The following is a 16,884-nucleotide window of genomic DNA, read 5'->3' on the forward strand; positions in this document are numbered from 1 at the left end:
CTCAAGATGTTGCTCTCTCTTTTGGATGATCACGGAGAAGAGCTTATGCCATCCAAATGCGATATTACAGTGAAACCTTAGTTATTCTACATCATAGAAACAAAAACAATCCTGTTTTCGGACTGTTAGAAGAGATCGTACAAAGGAAAAAATATTGTTATCGGCTGTAGAAAGATAAAAATATTTTTGTTGCATTCTGTTTTTGTTCTCTCTATTATTGGCACTGTACGTAATTTCTTGTAAAAATAAGGAGGAGTTGTAATGGCAAACGTTACATTTTTAGGGGATTCTGTTACATTACTTGGTAACGAAGTAAAGGTAGGAGAGCAAGCACCGAATTTTACAGTGTTAGCGAATGATTTATCTCCTGTAACATTAGATACTTATAAAGGTGCAGTGAAATTAATTAGTGTAGTACCTTCTGTAGATACAGGCGTATGCGCTGCACAAACACGTAAATTCAATGAAGAAGCTGCAGGTCTTGAGAATGTGAAGGTATTGACGATTAGCGTGGATCTTCCATTTGCCCAAAATCGTTATTGTGCGACAGAAGGTCTTGAGAATGCGGTAACGCTTTCTGACCACCGTGATCTTTCCTTCGGCCAAGCATACGGCGTTGCGATTGAAGAATTGCGTTTATTAGCTCGTGCTGTATTCGTAATCAACAGTGAAAACCAAGTAACATATGCAGAATATGTAGATGAGGTAACAAATCATCCAAACTACGAAGCTGCACTGGAAGCTGCAAAAGCTGCGAAATAAGCAGCACATAAACAAAGAGACTTCTGATTTGAAGTCTCAAACTATCGACAATCCTCTATTCAAAATAAAAATTTAGATAGGGGGTTGTCTCATATATTTTAAATGCAGGATACATATAATTCTCTAACCTTATGATTTAATGCTTCTCTGACACCTCATATAATTCTACACGTGCTGGTTCCCGTAAAAGACCCTCGATACCTACAAAAAACTTCTTGAAATGAGACGTTTCTTCGTGCTGCTTAATAGCTGTTTGATCTTTCCATTTCTCTACAAACACAAAATTTCCATTTTGTTCAGGGTCTTCATAGCAATAGTAGCTAATATTCCCCTCTTCGGCTTGAGATGGTGCTGTAACCTGTTTAGCTAATTCAAGAAACTCCTTGCGCTGTTCAGATTTCACATTAATAAATGCATGAATGATAATCATTAAATCTTCCTCCTCAGATCATTTTATAAAGGTAGGTTATGGATAAATTTACTATATTAATTTAGTCACATTACTTACATATAGTCAAATTTTATGGCTAACTGACTAACAAACAAATAAATAAACAGCAGGAAGCACTTTACTTAGAATTTATAAGGTCAGATATTTGAAATTTTTCTAATCTAACTCTTAAGAAAAATAATAAGGAACTGTATTGAAAATTCAAGGATATCGATAAATTTAAGAGTAGATTTATTTTAAAGATGAATGATATACTAAATTTACAAGTTATCTTAGTATACAAGTAGTTAATACAACAACATTAAGAGCCTTTTAACTAAAATCTAAAAATGACTTGTTTTAAGGTTGATTTTGTACACTTGTAAATTTTCTAACAGACCAAAGTTTGTCTCAAACTCTTGAGTTCTTTGGAGTTTTATAAGGAGTAGGTTTTATCTCACCCATGAATGTAAGCGATTTTTTCAAAAGGAGAATTGGATATGTTAGGAACAATGACTCAAACAAAAGCAGAACAAGCATCACCCAACTTATTTGCTGACCTGGAACAACTTGATGTGCTAGATCAATTACTAAAACCAGAGGTTCAGCAATCACTCACTATCTTAGTAGAGCAATTGCCAAAATTGACTGAACTTGTAGGGATATTGACTAAGTCTTATGGGTTTGCCCAATCAGTTGCCACTGATGAAGTATTAAAGAGTGATACTGTTGGGGCGATTCAGGAAATCATGAATCCTTTAACACATTCTGTAAAAAGCATTGCAGCTGCTGCCATTGAAGCGAAAGATCGCGCTGAAGAAAGCAATGAAGTAATCGGTGTGTTTGGCATTCTAAAGATGTTAAAAGATCCGCAAGTACAAAAGCTTTTCCGTTTCGTAAACGCCTATCTTCAAGTTAGTAAGTAAAGAAAACTCGCCGACTGGCGAGCCCTGCCTTTGGGCGAAGACAGCGGCGTAGTTGCACTTATACTTTGTTCCTAAAATTTCTAACTACGTCGAATTGCCCTTCAGCTAGAAATTTATACTTTCTTAAAGTGGAACAAAATAGTAACCAATAGTTTTTTTGCACTTCAATTCAGTAAGGACGGGGAATAAATTATGTCAAAACATATTGTTATCTTGGGCGCCGGTTATGGCGGACTCCTAGCCGCTTTAAATATTCGCGAATACGTAAGCAAGGCTGACGCACACGTTACTGTAGTAAACCAGTATCCAACACATCAAATTATCACGGAGCTGCACAGATTGGCAGCAGGAAGCATTGCTGAACCAGCCGTGTCTATCTCACTAGAGAAGCTTTTCGAAGGAAAGGATATTAATCTTAAAATTGCAAAGGTTGATTCTTTTTCAGTAGACAAAAAAGAAGTCAAGCTTTCAGACGGTTCCACTTTAACATACGATGCTCTTGTTGTTGGGTTGGGAAGCAAAACTGCTTATTTTGGTATTCCAGGGCTGGAAGAGCATAGCCTAGTATTGAAATCTGTAGAGGATGCTAACAAAATCTATCAACACATTGAAGATCGCATTCGTGAATACGCAAATACCAAAAATGAAGCCGATGCTACCATTTTAATCGGCGGCGGCGGATTAACCGGTGTTGAACTTGTCGGGGAAATTGCTGATAAGCTTCCTAAGCTTACAAAAGGCTATGGAGTAGACCCAAAGGAAATCAAACTATTGCTTGTCGAAGCAGGTCCAAAGATTCTTCCTGTTCTACCGGACACACTCATTGAACGTGCACAGACTAGCTTAGAAGCACGCGGTGTTCAATTCCTATTAGGTCTTCCTGTAACCAATGTTGCAGGTAATGTCGTTGATTTAAAAGATGGTCAGAAGATTATCACGAATACTTTCGTTTGGACAGGCGGCGTACAAGGCAACCCTCTTGTAGGTGAATCTGGCCTTGAGGTCAATCGCGGACGGGCAACTGTTAACAATTACCTGCAATCTATCTCCCATCCGAATGTGTTTATTGCAGGTGACTCTGCTGTTCTTTTCGCTCCGGACGGCCGTCCATACCCGCCTACAGCCCAAATTGCTTGGCAAATGGGAGAGCTAATCGGATATAATGTATTCGCATACTTAGAAAACAAAACATTTAAAGAGTTTAGTCCAGTCAACTCAGGAACACTTGCAAGCTTAGGCCGCAAGGATGCTGTTGCAACAATTGGAGCAAACTCCACTCAGCTTAAAGGTCTGCCAGCAACTCTAATGAAGGAAGCTAGTAACGTTCGTTACTTATCACATATTAAAGCATTGTTCAGCCTAGTTCATTAAACGCCTATTTGAATCATAGGTATTACACAACTAGTACAACTGTTATCTTTCCCAAAAAATCATCTCCTTGGTTACCAGCCAAGGAGATTGTATTTACACTTTAAGCAAGTATAAATTTCTAGCTGGAAGACCATTCGACGTAGCGAGAAATTTTAGGTATAAAGTATAAGTGCAACTACGCCTCTGTCTTCGCCCAAGGGCAGGGCTCGCCAATCGGCGAGTTTTCTTTAGAGAGTAAATATTGTAGTTATCAAAATTGGTACTGTTACACATCATTCTGGATACCTTCTTTTTTACATTACATCATTTATACTCATGCTTACTGGGATAGAATGTTTAAAGCTTCTAGTGAAGAATATCAAGTCTGAGGTGATACATATGCGTTGTCAACTGACCCACCACCTACTCGCTTACGCTCCTTGAGGTGGGGGCTTGCAACTACCCAGAAGTGCAAACGATTCTTGCGAATCTCCTTCCTTCGATTGGTGTTTACATCAGGGCAGGTTGACAGCTACCCAACAAGGGAAGTCATGCTTCCTTTGTTACTTCAACGATGTACTCAATTCCTTTTCGTTGAAGATTCATGGCTCCAATACGGTCGTCGTTTGACGTATAGCGGCATGTTTTACAACAAAAGATGTGGTTCTTTTTGTTTCGATTTGCTTTTTCTGTATGTCCGCATTTAGGGCATGTTTGAGATGTATAAGCAGGATCTACGGCAATCACCTTTGCCTGTTTCATGGATGCCTTATACTCTAGCATTTGCCGTAATTGAAAGAACGCCCAAGAAACAGAAACATAACGGCCTTTGGCTCTTACTCGTTCAGTTGTGCTCCGAATCCCTGTTAAATCTTCAATTACAAATAGCGTATTTGCTCCATATTTAGAAACGAGTGCCTTACTGACACAATGGTTTACATCGGTCATCCAACGGTTTTCTCTGCTTCCAATCTCTTTCAATCGCTTACGAGCAGATGGAGTTTGTTTACGCTGTAACTGTTTGCGAATTGCTTTGTATCTTGCACGTTTGTGTTTCATTGTCCTCCCATTAAAAAAGGATGTATGGCCTTGTGAGTCATAAGAAGTGGCAACGAAATTCATACCAAAATCAATTCCTACTACTTGCTTCATTCCATAATCAGCTGCTTCTTGCACCTCCTTTGTCATAGGGATATGCAAAAACCACTTCTTATACTTGTACACTAACTTGGCAGTCCCAAAGGACCAAGAGCCATCAAAATATTGCTCCATTCCCTTTGTTTCAAAAGGAACTTTCACACGACCTTGCAGTGTATTAATGGAAAATACCTGTTGTGTAAGTGAGTAATCACGATTCCACACAAGATCGTATTCTGGTTTTTTAAACTGTACCATAGACCAATCATGTCCATTGCTCTGATTTGTTTTATACCTCGCAATGACTGTTTTCATGACAGATTGTGCCATCTGGGAACGCAAATAATAAGAAGACCTAAGCACATCGTACGTTACCCTGTGTAAAGATGCTTGCACTAGATTTTTGCTTTCAAATACAATACGAGAAACAAAATTACAACCTTTACGATAGGCAAGAAGTGTTTCTTCTAATAATTCGACTTGTGCTGTTGTAGGAGTCATTTTTATTTTAGCTGTAATAGTGAGCTTCATATTTTAATCACCTCCTTCACTAAAAACATTATATCATAGGATTAGTGAATAATATACAAAAAATACAAAAAATACCAAAATGAGATGTGTGTTTCGCTACGCAAAATCGTGCATTCCTCCCCGACTTACTCATGGGGCTACGCCCTTCACATTCCTTGAAGTCGGGGTATCCTGCACGAAAAATCTGATGAAAAACTAGGAGGAACCGGCTTAGAGGTCTCTTCTTTATGTTTAGGGACAATGGCGTTTGGAAGATGGATCAACGAAGAAGCATCTATTTCTATTCTAGATACTGCACTTGATTATGGAATCAATTTTATTGATACAGCAAACTTTTATGGGAAGGGCCAGGATCAAGAATTTAAATATGGGACAGGAGAATCCGAAGAAATTCTTGGACGAGCACTTAAAGGAAAGAGAGATAAAGTAGTATTAGCCACTAAGGTTGGACTGCCGGTAGGACCGAAAAGAAATGAACGAGGGCTTTCGCGGATTCATATCATGCAGGAAATTGAGAATCAATTGTGCCGATTACAAACAGATTATATCGATCTCTATCAAGTACACACCTTTGATCCCCATACTCCATTAGAAGAAACATTGCGTACACTGGATGACCTTGTACGTCAAGGGAAAGTGCGTTATATCGGGTGTTCCAACTACGCAGCTTGGCAAATTGCAAAATCTCACGCAATTAGCGAGAAGATGAATCTTGAAAAATTTATTTCTGTTCAACCTCAATATAACTTACTCTCTAGAGAGATTGAACAAGAATTATTACCATTCTGTGAGTCTGAAGGTGTGGGTGTTATAGTATATAGTCCGCTGGCAAGAGGAATGCTGTCAGGAAAATATAAGAGTCCGAAAGATGTCCCTCCTGAGAGTCGCGCAGCACGCGGAGAAAAGTTGCTTGAAAATTATTTTACAGATCAGAATTTTCATTTGGTAGACCATTATCGCATATTAGCTGAACAGAATAAAGTAAGTTTATCTCAATTCTCCCTTTCATGGGTACTAAATCAACCAAGAGTAACTTCTGCTATTATTGGCGCTAGTAAGGTCCATCATGTGACAGATGCGGTAGCAATTAGTGACTGGGAGTGGCCGAAGGAGCTACTATATGACGTGAAGACTGTTACCGCAGAATAAAGAACGTATTTCATCACAAAAATGCTATTTGGTTTAACTTAAAAAACACCTTGAAAATCTCAAGGTGTTTTTTATTCATGTTCAGTAACATAATCACTCACTGATAAGAAAACAAGAATGACAAAGCCCTCTTGTTCCTCCTATTCGCGGGATGTATTATTGCATCCGCCGTATTTGAAGCGAGAATGTAATCAATACATTGTTTAACAGAGCGGACATCAAATCCACTGTGCTTTACATGCCTATACTTTGAAAGGGAGAATAGAGATATCTCATAAACAAAACCATAGTTGCAATACATTAATATTTTTGAACATACAATGTAGATTTCTTTTTCTTCCATTCTGCCAATAACACTTCTGAATACTTCCGAATCCCTTGTTTATCAAGCTCTTGTTGCAGCCATGTTTCATTCATGCCGCTGCGCTGTAGGTTCTCCCTGATTAATCGCCCATCACTAATGAGAGTAACAGGAAGGTTGGGCGGCTGATTGGGCATGTTATGATCAGATTTTGTTGGAGCAGCATAATCCGATTTCTTCAAAATGCTTAGTGAGCCATCTGTCTCTAAAATGGCATACTCCACCTCGCTAACAGAAAAAGAATCTTTTGCACGCAGCATGTGCTGGAGCTGACTTAAATCTAAACGATTCTTTTTTAACTCATTGTAGCAAATCTTACCTTCATGAATGACAATAGAAGGTCTTCCCTCTAGCAATGTTCGCAATCGGAAGCTCTTTTGTGTGATAAATTGAACGATGTATACTAAAAATCCCCAAAAAAAGACGGTGAATATAATTTCTTTTATTTTAATATGTTCATTATAGAGAGCATTTCCGACAAGGTCGCCTAGTACAAGAGCAGAAATAAAGTCAAATAACGTGATTTGTGTAATGGTCATCTTTCCTAATAACTTCGTCACAATAAATAAGCTAATATAACCAACTGTCAATTCTATAGCCGTGTGTACAAATGGCATATGTTTTCCTCCTCTAGCATGTAACTATTATTAGAATTTTACACACGTGCCAATTTTATCAAAAAATAGAAGTTGAAAATCTATCCATGTTCTAATGTACTTCCTAATATCAAAAACAAAGTAAATGTGATTCCAAACTGATGCATAGAAGTCTCGAAAGAAAGCTCATCGATTGGTGAGCCCTGCCTTTGGGCGAAGACAGAGGCGTAGTTAGTTGCACTGTATTCCTAACATTTCCGGCTACGTCGGCTTCTCTTCTAGCTGGAAATTTATACGTTTTTACAGTGTAAAATAGTTATAAATAACTTAAATTCTTCTAAACTGTGTATAAACTATAAGAGTACGGGAAACATAAGCAAAAAAACACCCGTTATGTGGAGGTTTTGCTATGAAAACGCGTCAAGATGCATGGACAACAGAAGATGATTTACTGCTTGCCGAAACCGTGCTTCGGCATATTCGGGAAGGCAGCACACAGCTCAAAGCATTTGATGAAGTAGGAGATAAGTTAGACCGTACCTCAGCCGCCTGCGGCTTTCGCTGGAACGCAGAGGTCCGGCAAAACTATGAGGAAGCGGTGCAAATCGCAAAACGGCAGCGCAAGGAAATGAAACGGGCACTGGCGAATCAATCGCAAAGCGCAGTTGCAGCGAAGCCGGCACGTTCACCCCAGTTAGTCATTGACGCAGAGTTTTCGGAGGAGTTACTGCCGATAAAGCAAACGTCTCTATCGATGGACGATGTGATTGCGTATTTACGAAGCTATCAGCAGCAGACTGCTGATACCGCAAATCTAGAAGCTGAAAATCAACTATTACGAAGACAAAATGAAGAGCTAAAGCAGCAAAATGAAGCATTAGAGAAACGATTACAAAAGCTAACGCAACAACAGGATGCGGTGCAGGAAGATTATCAAACACTCGTCCGCATTATGGATCGGGCCCGTAAACTTGTTCTATTTGATGAGCCTGAAGATCGGATGGCACCTATTTTTAAGATGGATAAAAACGGAAATCTTGATATTGTATCAAAATAAGAAAGCGGACAAGGCCCGCCTTTTATGGCAGCGTAGGGGTGGGCCAGAATCTGCCATTTTGGGCCTTGGGAGCTAGACATCGCCCTGAACAGTTATACTTTCTTATCTTGTAAAGAAAACTCGCCGATTGGCTAGCCCTACTTATACTGTATTCTTAAAATTTCCGACTACGCCGAGTTCACTTCTAGCTGGAAATTTATCCTTTCCTACATTGTAAAGAAAGAGGGCTAACCGAGAAGCCACATGAGCGCCTTTCGATTAGCCCTTTCTTCTCTTGCTTTATCACTTTCCGACAGCAGCCCCCACCTTCGACCAACAGAAGTCCCCTTGTGGGAAAGGATCGTTAGCGATGAGGTGGTGAGCAGTTCACTCCTGCCCTACCCGATCTAGCTTTACACCCTTCAGCCTCTCGCGCACGACATAGCTTGCTGTAATGAGACCAGCGACAGACGGTACAAACGCATTTGAGGAAGGCGGCATTTTCGCCTTGCGAATTTTCGTTGTATCATCCGGCACAATTTCCTGACGAACCTCCTCCCGAATAACAATCGGGCTTTCATCCGAGAACACAACCTTCACACCCTTTTTAATACCTTCTTTTCGAAGTCTCGTGCGCACAACCTTCGCAATTGGATCGGTATGTGTTTTGGAAATATCGGCAATTTGGAAGCGCGTTGGATCCATTTTGTTTGCTGCTCCCATACTTGAGATAATTGGAATTTTTCGGCGCAAGCATTGTTTGATAAGATGAATCTTATAAGAAATCGTGTCAGATGCATCGATAACAAAATCAAGACCATATGAGAAAAACTGCTCGTACGTTTCATCAGTATAAAACATACGCAGTGCATGAACCTCACATTCTGGGTTGATGTCAGCAATACGCGCTTTCATTAAATCAGCTTTTGGCTGTCCCACTGTTGATAAGAGCGCATGTATTTGACGATTCACATTCGTGATATCTACTACGTCTTTATCAACTAAAATCAAACGTCCCACACCAGAACGTGCTAACGCTTCTGCGGCAAAGGAGCCGACACCACCAATACCAAGGACTGCAACGGTTGTATTTCGTAATATCTCTAAGCCTTCTTTTCCAAAGGCAAGCTCATTGCGTGAAAATTGATGCAGCATATTACACACTCCTAATGAAAAAGTCATTTCTTATGTATTCAATTGCTATATAGAAAAATGCTATATATTTCCCAAAAAAATCCTATGTGAGTCTAGTATACCCACATAGGATTCTTCTCATAGCTTATTACTTCAGCTTCAGCTGTAAATGAAGCTCATTTAACTGTGCTGTTGCAACTTCGCCTGGTGCATCTGTTAACAAGCAGCTTGCGCTTGCTGTTTTCGGGAATGCAATCGTATCACGAAGATTTGTGCGGCCTGCAAGCAGCATAACTAAGCGGTCTAGTCCTAACGCAATTCCGCCGTGCGGAGGCGTGCCGTAGTCAAATGCTTCAAGCAAGAAGCCGAATTGCTCCTGTGCTTCTTCCTGTGTAAACCCTAGCATTTGGAACATTTTTTCTTGCACATCACGCTCGTAAATACGCAGTGAACCACCGCCAAGTTCATAACCATTAAGCACAAGGTCATATGCCTGCGCACGTACCTTACCTGGGTTGCTGTCAAGAAGCGGAAGGTCTTCACGTACTGGCATTGTAAAAGGATGATGCGCCGCAAAGTAACGTCCTGCCTCCTCATCAAATTCAAGAAGCGGCCAATCTGTCACCCAAAGGAAGTTAAATTTGCTTTCGTCGATTAAACCAAGCTCTTTTCCTAGCTTCACGCGAAGTGCTCCTAAGCTGTCAGCTACGATGTTCTTCTTGTCGCCTACGAAGAAGAATACGTCGCCTACTTCTCCTTCTAGCAGTTGAACCATTGTTGCACTTTCTTCTTCGTTAAAGAATTTTGCAATTGGTCCTACCAAGCCGCTCTCTTCCACCTTCAGCCATGCAAGACCCTTTGCACCGTAAATTTTTACAAAGTCCGTTAACGCATCAATATCTTTACGGGAATATTTATCTGCTGCTCCTTTTGCGTTTAACGCTTTTACTTGTCCTCCGCTTTGTACTGCACTCGAGAACACTTTAAATCCGCAGTTAGCTGCAAATTCTGATAGGTCTGTCAGCTCTAAAGCAAAGCGCGTATCCGGTTTGTCTGAACCAAAACGATTCATCGCCTCGTCATAGGTCATGCGCGGGAATGGCGTTTGAATATCAAGTCCCTTCGCCTCTTGCATCACAAGCGTCATCATCTGCTCCATCATGCCAAGAAGCTCATCCTGTGTTAAGAAAGACATTTCAATATCGACTTGCGTAAACTCAGGCTGGCGATCCGCACGCAAATCTTCGTCACGGAAACAGCGCGCTACTTGATAATAGCGCTCGAAGCCGCCTACCATCAGAAGCTGCTTAAAGATTTGCGGTGATTGCGGCAATGCGTAAAACTCACCTGGATGTACACGGCTCGGCACTAAATAGTCGCGAGCTCCCTCTGGTGTGCTTTTCGTTAAAATTGGCGTTTCTACATCAAGGAAGCCCTCTTTGTCTAAGAAATTACGCATCGTCGTTGTAACTCGATGGCGCATTTTAAGCGTCTCGAACATAACAGGGCGACGCAGGTCAAGATAACGATATTTTAAACGTACATCCTCCGCCACATCTACTTGATCAGAAATCGCAAACGGTGGTGTTTTTGCGCTATTTAATACATTTAGCTCTGTAACCTTTACTTCAATTTTACCTGTCGCTATGTTAGGATTGATTGTTTCTGGGTCACGTTCTACCACAAGACCTTTTACATCCAAAACATATTCGTTACGCACCGCATCTGCTAATTGCAGTGCTTCCTTTGAGCTTTCTGGCGTAAAGACAATTTGCACAATCCCCGTACGGTCACGAAGATCGATAAAGATCAAATCACCGAAGTCTCTGCGTTTTTGTACCCAACCTTTTAGCTGTACTTGCTTACCAACATCTTGTAATGTTACTTCTCCGCAATGATGCGTTCTTTCAGACATTTCTTTCTCCTCCTATAACACCTTTTCTGCTACGTATGAAACAAATGTATCGAGAGCGGCTTCCTCTTGTTCGCCGGTGCTCATATCTTTAATATTAATTACGCTGCGCTCAAGTTCATTTTCACCAAGCACAGCCACATATTTCGCTTGCACACGGTCAGCTGCCTTAAACTGCGCTTTTACTTTACGGTCAAGATAATCCTTCTCGGCCGTTACCCCTGCCTTCCGCAGCTCAAACACAAGCTTTGCTGCATAATCCTTCGCTTGCTCTCCAAGCGCGACTACATAGCAATCAATGCTTTGTGAAACCGGAAGCGTAATGCTCTCAGCCTCAAGCGCCATCAATAAGCGCTCAATACTTAACGCAAAACCAATCCCTGGTGTTTCCGGACCGCCAACCTCCTGAACAAGGCCATTGTAGCGCCCGCCGCCGCTTAATGTTGTGATAGCGCCAAAGCCCTCTGCCTCGCTCATAATCTCGAATACTGTATGCTGATAGTAATCTAAACCCCGCACAAGATTCGGATCCTTTTCAAACGGAATATTCATCATTGTCAGAAGCTGCTGCACCTTCTCATAGTATTGCTGTGAACCTTCGTTTAAGTATTCCGTGATGGACGGTGCTGTACTCATCAATTCATGGCCGCGATCCTTTTTGCAATCTAAAATGCGAAGCGGATTCTTTTCTAGGCGGGCTTGACAATCTGAGCAAAATTCATGAATGCGCGGCGCAAAATGGTTTACCAATGCCTCACGATGAGCTTTTCTGCTCTCCTGATCGCCTAAGGAATTGAGCACAAGCTTGACATGTTTTAAGCCTAAGCTCTTATAAAATTCCATTGCAAGCGCAATAACCTCGGCATCAATCGCCGGATCATTGCTGCCGAGCGCTTCAATCCCGAACTGTACAAACTGACGGTATCTGCCTGATTGCGGTCTTTCGTAACGAAACATCGGTCCGATATAAAACAGCTTTGTCGGCTGCGCTGCATCGCCATACATTTTATGTTCCACATACGAGCGAACAACTGCTGCCGTACCCTCAGGGCGCAGCGTTAGACTTCTCTCGCCGCGATCTGTGAATGTGTACATTTCCTTTTGAACGATATCTGTCGTATCTCCCACGCTGCGTAAAAATAATTCCGTATGCTCAAAAATCGGAGTCCGAATTTCTTTATAGTTATAACGGCGGCAAATCTCCCGCGCTTGCGTTTCGATATATTGCCACAGCTCGACCGTACCTGGAAGAATGTCTTGCGTTCCTCTTGGAATTTGAATCGACATGCTGATAGTCCTCCTATTTTCAAAATAAAAAAGACCCCCCTCCCTACATAACGTAGGGACGAGAGTCTTATACCCGTGGTGCCACCCTAATTGAAGCTTTTACGCTTCCACTTTTTGTTAACGCCTCAAACGTTCAGCTCCTACTGAGCCCTTGGCTGTTCAGAGTGAAACCTACGGAGTGTTCCTTCAATAAGTCATCATGAGAAATGCTCCCAGCCAAGGCATTTCCTCTCTGTTCATGTGTACTCTTACCTACTTTTCTCCATCATCGGTTTTTTCCATATGTAGTTATGAAAAATCAATTTGCTTATAAATATACGTGTTCTTCTGTGCTATTGTCAAGACCTTTAGCGACGATTAAAATGCTTCTTCAGTTTTTTTACATCCTGTAAGGAGACGCCAAATTCTGAAGCAAGCTCCATAGAAACTGTATTCTGTTCCTTAGAGGAAAAATCCTGGAAATTCATATGCAGCATTTGATTGGCACTATTTGCTGCATTCCTCCCGCTTTCATTCATACGCATATAGTTTTTCTCCTTTTTCGTGGGTTTTCTTACTTCAGTTTACCCACAAAAAAGGGACATTTATCCCTTAAATTAAAGAAAACTCGCCGATTGGCGAGCCGTGCCCTTCGGCGAAGACAGCGGCGTAGTTGCACTTATACTGTACTCCTAAAATTTCCCACTACGTCGAATTCACCCCTAGCTGGAAATTTATACTTTCTTACAGTGTAAAAAAAACACGACCTGTCTTAGCTCACAAGGGACATTCTTTTATTTACTTTCCATAATCAGTGTAACTGGTCCATCATTGAGCAAACGCACGTCCATCATGGCACCAAAGATACCTGTCTCGACATGCAGGCCTTGTTTACGAAGCTCCTCATTAAAGGCTTCGTACATAATCTGCGCATGCTCTGGCCTTGCTGCTTCTATGAAATTCGGGCGACGCCCCTTTCTGCAGTCCCCATATAACGTAAATTGTGAAACTGATAAAATGTGGCCGCCAATATCCCGAACCGAGACGTTCATCTTTCCGCTCTCATCCTCAAAAATACGCAAATTTGCAATCTTGTCAGCAAGATAAGCACAATCTGTCTCTGTATCCTCATGCGTAATGCCAACAAGCAGAGTCAAGCCGAAAGGAATTTGTCCAACAACTTGACCATCTACTGTTACGGAAGCTTCTTTTGATCTTTGTACTACTACTCTCATATTACATACTCCTTTAATGCATCAATCTTCGCACTGCGTACACATCGCGCACCTGCTTAATCCGTTCCACAATCTTTTGCAGATGATTTACGTTATGAATAGCGATGGACATATGAATAATGGCCATTTTATTGCGGTCGCTCCGTCCTGAGACAGCAGAAATATTTGTTTTCATCTCATTTACCGCTTGCAGCACTTCATTTAAAAGCCCTCTTCTATCAAAGCCTGAAATTTCAAGATCAACATTATATTCAAGCTCTCTCTGCGGGCTGATTTCCCATTCTACCTCAAGCAATCGATCCTTTGCCTCATCCGTCTGCGTATTTACACAGTCGGCTCGATGAACTGATACACCACGGCCCTTTGTAATATAACCGATAATATCGTCTCCTGGCACTGGGTTACAGCATTTCGATACACGGATAAGAAGATTGTCTACCCCGCTTACCTTAATACCCGTATCACGACGCTTAATCTTCATCGGCTGCGTTTTCGCATCAGCCACCGCATCATCGAGAAGCTGTGCTTCTTCCTTCTTCTTACGGAATTTATCGGTTAAGCGCGTAACAATTTGTGCTGCGGTAATGCCGTTATATCCTACGGCCGCATACATTTCTTCTTCATTGGGGAAATTGAACTTCTCGGCAACTCGCTTGAGATTTTCAGAGCTAAGTACTTCCTTCATATCGTAATCTAAGCCTCTAAGCTCCTTTTCAATTAACTCTTTCCCTTTTTCAACATTTTCATCCCGGCGCTGCTTTTTGAAAAATTGACGAATTTTATTTTTCGCATGTGACGTTTGCGCAAGCTTCACCCAGTCCTGACTTGGACCATACGAATGCTTGGACGTCATAATTTCGATAATATCACCCGTCTTCAGCTTATAATCAAGCGGAACCATCTTTCCGTTTACCTTCGCGCCAATTGTTTTATTACCGATTTCCGAGTGAATGCGATACGCAAAGTCGATTGGCACCGATCCAAGCGGCAGTTCCAGCACATCCCCTTTTGGTGTAAAGACGAACACCATATCCGAGAAAAGGTCGAGCTTTAACGACTCCATAAACTCCTCAGCATTGGATGCATCCTTTTGCCATTCTAAGATTTGCGGGAACCAAGACAGCTTTTTCTCCAGCGTCTCGTGGTCAGCCTGAAGGGTTTTTCCTTCCTTGTATGCCCAATGGGCGGCAATCCCAAATTCCGCAATTTCGTGCATTTCCTTTGTTCGGATTTGCACCTCCAGCGGATCCCCCTTCGGTCCGATGACCGTCGTATGAAGTGATTGGTAGAAATTTGCCTTAGGCATCGCAATATAATCCTTAAACCTTCCTGGCATTGGCTTCCAGCAAGTATGAATAATTCCTAGCACCGCATAGCAATCTTTAATGCTATTTACAATAACACGAACCGCCAGCAAGTCATAAATCTCATTAAATTGCTTGTTCTGCATGACCATCTTGCGATAAATGCTATAAATATGCTTTGGACGTCCAGAGAGTTCTGCACTGATTGTCACATCGCTGAGCTTTTCACGGATTTCGTCCATAACCTCTCCTAAATACTCTTCCCGTTCGGCGCGCTTACGCTTCATTAAATTCACGATACGGTAGTATTGTTGTGGGTTTAAATAGCGAAGAGATGTGTCCTCAAGCTCCCATTTGATTGTGCTAATCCCAAGGCGGTGTGCGAGCGGCGCAAAAATCTCTAATGTTTCATTAGCAATACGCTGCTGCTTTTCCTGCGGCAAATGCTTCAGCGTCCGCATATTATGCAAGCGGTCAGCCAGCTTAATCAAAATTACGCGCATATCTTGCGCCATAGCAACAAACATTTTCCGATGATTTTCCGCCTGTTGCTCCTCTTGTGATTTATATTTAATTTTACCGAGCTTTGTAACGCCGTCTACAAGCATCGCAATCTCTTTTGTAAACGCACGTTCCATATCCTCTAATGTTACACTTGTATCCTCTACAACATCGTGCAAAAAGCCTGCAGATACAGTTGCCGGGTCCATTCTTAAATCCACGAGAATGCCAGCCACCTGAATAGGATGGATAATGTACGGCTCCCCTGATTTACGATATTGCTCACGATGGGCTTCCCGAGCAAACTCATATGCGCGCTCCACGATTCCCAAATCTTGGCCGCTTAAATATTGAGCAGCCTTGTGCAGTACTTGTTCAGCCGTTAGCACTTGTTCATTTGCCATGGAATCACCTTTATAGTATAAATTATTTATTTTTAAAGAAAACTCGCCGATTGGCGAGCCCCGCTCTTGGGCGGATTTTCCAGTTTCAATCTATTAAAAAGAATTATTCTATATTGTAACATTATAACTCACTTGTTGAAACAGGTGAAAAACAAGAGGATAGTAAATCCTTCCTGACTTCCTATATAGAAAAAGGAGGTGACCCAAAAAAGGGGGAACTATCCCTCTTTTGGGTCACCTCGCGAAAGGAACCATCATACTGCATGGTATAAAACAAAAGCTTTTGCAACGTTTCCTTCTGCAAATTTATAAAAACGGGCACAAGCCGCTATACAATTAATATTGCATCAATGTTAATACATCGTAGCCATCTAATTTATCACGGCCATCTAAATACGTAAGCTCTACAAGGAATGCAATCCCTGCTACTACGCCGCCCAGCTCTTCAACAAGCTTAATTGTTGCTTCAATTGTTCCACCTGTCGCAAGCAAATCATCCGTGATCAGAATACGTTGTCCTGGCTGAATAGCATCTTTGTGAATCGTTAATACATCTTTGCCATATTCTTTTCCGTATTCTACTTTTACCACTTCACGTGGAAGCTTCCCTTCCTTACGAACTGGCGCGAAACCAATTCCAAGCGCATAAGCAACAGGGCAACCGATGATGAAACCACGCGCCTCCGGTCCAACAATCAAGTCGATTTCCTTTTCCTTCGCAAACTCAACAATCGCATCTGTTGCCGCCTTGTACGCTTCACCATCATTCATTAAAGGAGAAATGTCCTTAAACACAATTCCTTCCTTCGGATAATCAGGGACGATTGCGATATACTTCTTAAAATCCATA

The 16,884-nt window shown here is 41.6% G+C and carries 15 protein-coding genes and 1 other annotated feature; of the genes, 5 read left to right on the forward strand and 10 right to left on the reverse strand.

All coding sequences use genetic code 11. The annotated features are described in order from the left end of the window. Positions 1-261: 261 nt before the first annotated feature. Positions 262-762: a thiol peroxidase gene (tpx, locus tag AAHB12_RS18335; protein WP_129727667.1), complete on the forward strand. Its 501-nt coding sequence runs from the start codon at positions 262-264 to the stop codon at positions 760-762. Positions 763-898: 136 nt separating this feature from the next. Here tpx and AAHB12_RS18340 read toward each other — a convergent pair whose 3' ends face one another. After that, positions 899-1,192 carry a putative quinol monooxygenase gene (locus AAHB12_RS18340; protein WP_129727668.1) on the reverse strand — a complete coding sequence of 98 codons (294 nt, stop codon included), beginning with the start codon at positions 1,190-1,192 and terminating at the stop codon, positions 899-901. Positions 1,193-1,692: 500 nt separating this feature from the next. On the opposite strand from AAHB12_RS18340, the gene AAHB12_RS18345 reads away from it, so the two are divergent. After that, a complete protein-coding gene (locus AAHB12_RS18345; protein WP_342046352.1) occupies positions 1,693-2,118 on the forward strand; it encodes a DUF1641 domain-containing protein in 426 nt (141 codons plus the stop codon). Between the two features lie 192 nt (positions 2,119-2,310). Next, entirely contained in the window at positions 2,311-3,489 is a 1,179-nt protein-coding gene (locus AAHB12_RS18350; protein WP_342046353.1) for an NAD(P)/FAD-dependent oxidoreductase, read from the forward strand. 528 nt (positions 3,490-4,017) lie between these two features. Here AAHB12_RS18350 and AAHB12_RS18355 read toward each other — a convergent pair. Continuing rightward, complete coding sequence (locus tag AAHB12_RS18355; protein ID WP_342046354.1) at positions 4,018-5,136, reverse strand: RNA-guided endonuclease InsQ/TnpB family protein; 1,119 nt, start codon at positions 5,134-5,136, stop codon at positions 4,018-4,020. A gap of 171 nt (positions 5,137-5,307) precedes the next feature. On the opposite strand from AAHB12_RS18355, the gene AAHB12_RS18360 reads away from it, so the two are divergent. After that, positions 5,308-6,285 (forward strand): aldo/keto reductase, encoded by a 978-nt coding sequence (locus AAHB12_RS18360; RefSeq protein WP_342046375.1) that lies wholly within the window; start codon positions 5,308-5,310, stop codon positions 6,283-6,285. Positions 6,286-6,585: 300 nt separating this feature from the next. Here AAHB12_RS18360 and AAHB12_RS18365 read toward each other — a convergent pair whose 3' ends face one another. Then, positions 6,586-7,263 (reverse strand): DUF421 domain-containing protein, encoded by a 678-nt coding sequence (locus AAHB12_RS18365; RefSeq protein WP_129727672.1) that lies wholly within the window; start codon positions 7,261-7,263, stop codon positions 6,586-6,588. A gap of 388 nt (positions 7,264-7,651) precedes the next feature. Here AAHB12_RS18365 and AAHB12_RS18370 point away from each other — a divergent pair, with 388 nt between their 5' ends. Then, positions 7,652-8,299: an RsfA family transcriptional regulator gene (locus AAHB12_RS18370; protein ID WP_129727673.1), complete on the forward strand. Its 648-nt coding sequence runs from the start codon at positions 7,652-7,654 to the stop codon at positions 8,297-8,299. 366 nt (positions 8,300-8,665) lie between these two features. Here AAHB12_RS18370 and AAHB12_RS18375 read toward each other — a convergent pair whose 3' ends face one another. The 7 genes from AAHB12_RS18375 to AAHB12_RS18405 form a co-directional block, all read right to left on the reverse strand. Further along, complete coding sequence (locus AAHB12_RS18375; protein WP_129727674.1) at positions 8,666-9,433, reverse strand: tRNA threonylcarbamoyladenosine dehydratase; 768 nt, start codon at positions 9,431-9,433, stop codon at positions 8,666-8,668. A gap of 127 nt (positions 9,434-9,560) precedes the next feature. Beyond that, positions 9,561-11,327, reverse strand: coding sequence for an aspartate--tRNA ligase (aspS, locus tag AAHB12_RS18380; protein WP_129727675.1), 1,767 nt, complete (start codon positions 11,325-11,327; stop codon positions 9,561-9,563). A 12-nt stretch (positions 11,328-11,339) separates the two neighbouring features. Next, positions 11,340-12,611 (reverse strand): histidine--tRNA ligase, encoded by a 1,272-nt coding sequence (gene hisS / locus AAHB12_RS18385; RefSeq protein ID WP_129727676.1) that lies wholly within the window; start codon positions 12,609-12,611, stop codon positions 11,340-11,342. A gap of 51 nt (positions 12,612-12,662) precedes the next feature. Next, positions 12,663-12,889: a binding site (T-box leader), on the reverse strand. A gap of 69 nt (positions 12,890-12,958) precedes the next feature. Then, the gene (locus AAHB12_RS18390; RefSeq protein WP_165350734.1) at positions 12,959-13,135 is read right to left on the reverse strand and encodes a hypothetical protein; all 177 of its coding nucleotides are present in this window, start codon (positions 13,133-13,135) and stop codon (positions 12,959-12,961) included. A gap of 249 nt (positions 13,136-13,384) precedes the next feature. Then, on the reverse strand, positions 13,385-13,825 hold the full coding sequence (gene dtd / locus AAHB12_RS18395) for a D-aminoacyl-tRNA deacylase (protein ID WP_342046355.1): 441 nt from the start codon (positions 13,823-13,825) through the stop codon (positions 13,385-13,387). 13 nt (positions 13,826-13,838) lie between these two features. Next, positions 13,839-16,034: a RelA/SpoT family protein gene (locus tag AAHB12_RS18400; RefSeq protein ID WP_129727678.1), complete on the reverse strand. Its 2,196-nt coding sequence runs from the start codon at positions 16,032-16,034 to the stop codon at positions 13,839-13,841. A 336-nt stretch (positions 16,035-16,370) separates the two neighbouring features. After that, the gene (locus AAHB12_RS18405) at positions 16,371-16,883 is read right to left on the reverse strand and encodes an adenine phosphoribosyltransferase (protein WP_129727679.1); all 513 of its coding nucleotides are present in this window, start codon (positions 16,881-16,883) and stop codon (positions 16,371-16,373) included. Position 16,884 lies beyond the last annotated feature (1 nt).

The organism is Bacillus sp. OTU530, from assembly GCF_038440375.1.